Origin of the sequence: Tahibacter aquaticus (genome assembly GCF_004363655.1) — a bacterium.
GTDB lineage: Bacteria > Pseudomonadota > Gammaproteobacteria > Xanthomonadales > Rhodanobacteraceae > Tahibacter > Tahibacter aquaticus.
The window spans coordinates 1-3,300 of sequence record NZ_SNZH01000051.1; the positions used below are offsets into that span (position 1 = coordinate 1).

Annotated in this window: 2 protein-coding genes; both read left to right on the forward strand. The window is 64.8% G+C overall.

Annotated elements, in window-relative coordinates; all coding sequences use genetic code 11:
• Positions 1-393 (forward strand): vanadium-dependent haloperoxidase (locus tag DFR29_RS28695; protein WP_133822065.1); only part of this gene is annotated, 393 nt, incomplete at its 5' end.
• A gap of 139 nt (positions 394-532) precedes the next feature.
• Positions 533-3,300: hypothetical protein (locus DFR29_RS28700; RefSeq protein ID WP_208113773.1), on the forward strand; the 2,768-nt coding region annotated here is incomplete at its 3' end.

The window sequence follows — 3,300 nt, forward strand, 5'->3', positions numbered from 1 at the left end:
GCCAAGCTCGACGACGCCACCGCGACACGGCTGTTCATGGAGCTCAACGTCGCCCTGGCCGACACCTTCATCGCGGTGTGGGACACCAAATACCGTTACTGGACCATGCGGCCGATCACTGCAGCGAAGAAGCTGCTCAACGTCACCTTGCAGCCGCAGATATTGACGCCGCCGTTTCCCTCGTACGTATCGGGCCACGCCGGCTTCAGCGGCGCGGCGGCGCGCATCATCGGCGACTACTTCCCCGACCAGTCGCAGAAGCTCGATGCCATGGCTGAGGAGGCGGCGACATCGCGCCTCTACGGTGGCATCCACTTCCGCCACGACAACGAGGACGGCCTGGTCCTCGGGCGCAAGGTGGCGGAACTCGTGCTGAGCAGCCGCAAGCCATGATCGCCAGCTTCCTCATTGTTTCGCGTTACCTAAGGATTCCGCTCAGCGGAGCCTCCGGCCGGGAAATCGTCAGATCGACGGATGCCTATCGATGAATCGTCTTCAAGCACGTCCATTTCTTGCACGTGGCATAGCCTCGTTGGCTCTGCTGTTCGCGCTTGCGTTGGGAGCAGGAACGAAGGCCGGGACCAAATCCTCAGGCTCCGAGTCGGTTGAGCCGGACGACTACATCTTCGCTTCCTCGTTCGAAACGCCGCCGCCGTCGCCGTTCGATCTCGCAAGCGCCACGCCATCCAACGGCAGCGTGCTTGCTGCGGATGCCGTACCGACCATCAGCATCCGCTTCTCTGCAGACGGATTGCCCTCACCTCAGGTGCGCATGCTTGTTGACGGTGTGGACGTGACCGCCGCGGCGGAAATCGTCGGGCGCACACTGCGCTTCGTCCCTCCCCAGGCGTTGAGCGAAGCAAACCACGAGATCGCGGTCACGGTCGGGAGCGCCAAGGCGAGCTGGTCGTTTACGACTCGATCTGCACCGACGTTCGGTTTCGCAGATTTCGATGATGTGGTTTTGCCGTCCGCGCGGCTTGCCGGCATCAGCCTGAACTACGGCGATGTCGGCAGCGGCATTGAACCATCGGCGGTAAGACTGCGCCTGGATGGCGCCGACGTGACCGGAGCGGCCGTGATAGCAGCTACAGGGCTCACTTACGTGCCAAGCCAGCCCTGGACGGACGGACGCCACAGCGTTGACGTCACAATTGCCGACCGCGCTGGCAACCTTACGCAAGGGCAATGGCAGTTCGGTGTGGGAAATCCGCCGCAAGTTTCAGCTATGACACCGATCGATACCACCTTGCCTTTTGGCAGCCCGACGCTGATTGAAGCCCACTTTGCCGATTCAGCGTTGGACATCGATTCGGCGTCGCTGACGCTGACCCTGGATACGGCGGACGTTACCAGCAGCGCCGTAGTCGACCGGCCCAATAGCCGTGAGGGGACTGTGCGGCTTCGCCCCGACGACCCATTGGAGTCAGGCGAGCACGTCGTCCACTTGGCTGTGGCCAACAGCGCCGGAGCTAAGACTCTCGCGGTGTGGCGGTTCATCGTCGCCAACCGGCGAGTGCTCGAAATCCTTGAGCCTCCGGCTGGCAGCACATTAACGCAACCGGACGTAGTCATCAGCGCTCGGGTCTATTCGAGTGATCTGGCTTCCAGTGGGATCACCATCAATGGTGCGCCCGCTGCAGTTGTCGCCGAAGCAGACGGGGAAACGACCTACTCGGCATCCGTCACTTTAGCACCCGGCGAAAACACTATCGGCGTAGCGGCCGCGTTTGCCGACGGTGGCGATTTGGAGCGTACTGTGGCGCTGAACTACGACGCGCCGCCGACCGTGACCATCACCAGTCCGTCCGACTGGCAGACCTTAGGTGCGCTGGCCGGCGGCAGCGGACCGGTGCCCGGCGGTTCGCGCGATCTGGCGGGCTCGGTGGAACGACCGGTGGCGATCACAGGCCAGGTCAGCAAGCCCGTGGTCAGCGTCAGCATCAACCAGCAGCAGGCGCAGCTCGATGCGGACCGCCGCCGCTTCACCTTCGAGCGCTACCTGCTTCACGAAGGCACGAACCTGATCAGCGCGACAGCAACCGACGCGTCCGGTCGCAGCGGCATGGCCCAGATCACCGTGTATCTGGACCAGACGGCGCCGCTGCTGAGCGTGGAAGGCCCGGTCGCGGACGGCGTGACCTCGGCGGCGAGCGTTGACGTGCGCGGCGTGGTCAACGACGCGGTCGAAGGCGGCGTCAACGCGCCGGAACCGCAGGTGGTCGTGCGCAACGCCGTCAACCAGCAGAGCGTGACCGCCCTCGTCACCGACCGCTACTACCTGGGACGCGAGCTGCCGCTGGAAATCGGCGCCAACACCATCACGGTGACGGCGACCGACGCCCAGGGCAACGCCCGCAGCAGGGAGTTGCGCGTCACCCGCATCGCCGTGGGTTCTTCGCGGGTCACGTTGCTCGGCGGCGACCGCCAGACCGGCGCTGTGCTCGCGCCTCTCCCGCAGCCTTTGGTGGTCGCGGCGATCGACGCCCAGGGGCTCCCGCTGGCCGGGCATTCAATACATTTTGATGTTTTGCGCGGCGCCGGTTCGATCAGCCGCAGCTCCGGACAGCAGGACCGTCCCGACGGCGTCAATGCAGCGCGCAATCTCGAGGTCGAGACCGGTGAGGACGGTCGCGCCGAAGTCTGGCTTACCCTGGGCAGCGAGGCTTCCCAGTCGGGCAACATGATCAGAGCCTGGAGCACCGAGCTGGCCGAGGACGTGATGTTCACCGCCACCGGCCTGCGCCAAGTGCCGGCGTTGGTGATGGTCAGCGGCGCTGCGGGCAGCCAATACGTGCAGACGCAGAGCCAGCCGGTGGAGCCGCTGACAGCCGTGGTGCTGGATGCGCAGCGCAACGCGATGACCGATACGCCGGTGATCTTCACCATCGAAGACGGCGATGCGTTGTTTACTGCCGCCTCCGCCATCAACGGTGTGGTCTCGGCCGACGGCAAAGTCATCACCGTGCCGGCCGACAAGAACGGGCTGGCGAGCGTCCGCCCAACCACCGGCAACACGCCTGGTAACGTGCGCGTCCGTGCCCATGTGCAGCTCGACCCTGACACGCCGATCAGCAACGCGGTGTTCAACCTGCTGGTGTTGGAACGCACAAACGGTCCGACAGGATTTTCCGGTGTGGTGCTGGATCACTCGGGCAAGCCGTTGCAAGGCGTGCGCCTGACCATCTCGCGCACGCCACTGAGCACGCTCAGCGGCAGTGATGGCCGCTTCGTCTTCGACGACCAGGTGCCGCCGGGCAAGATCGACCTGGACGTGGACGGCCGGCCTCTGATCGTGCG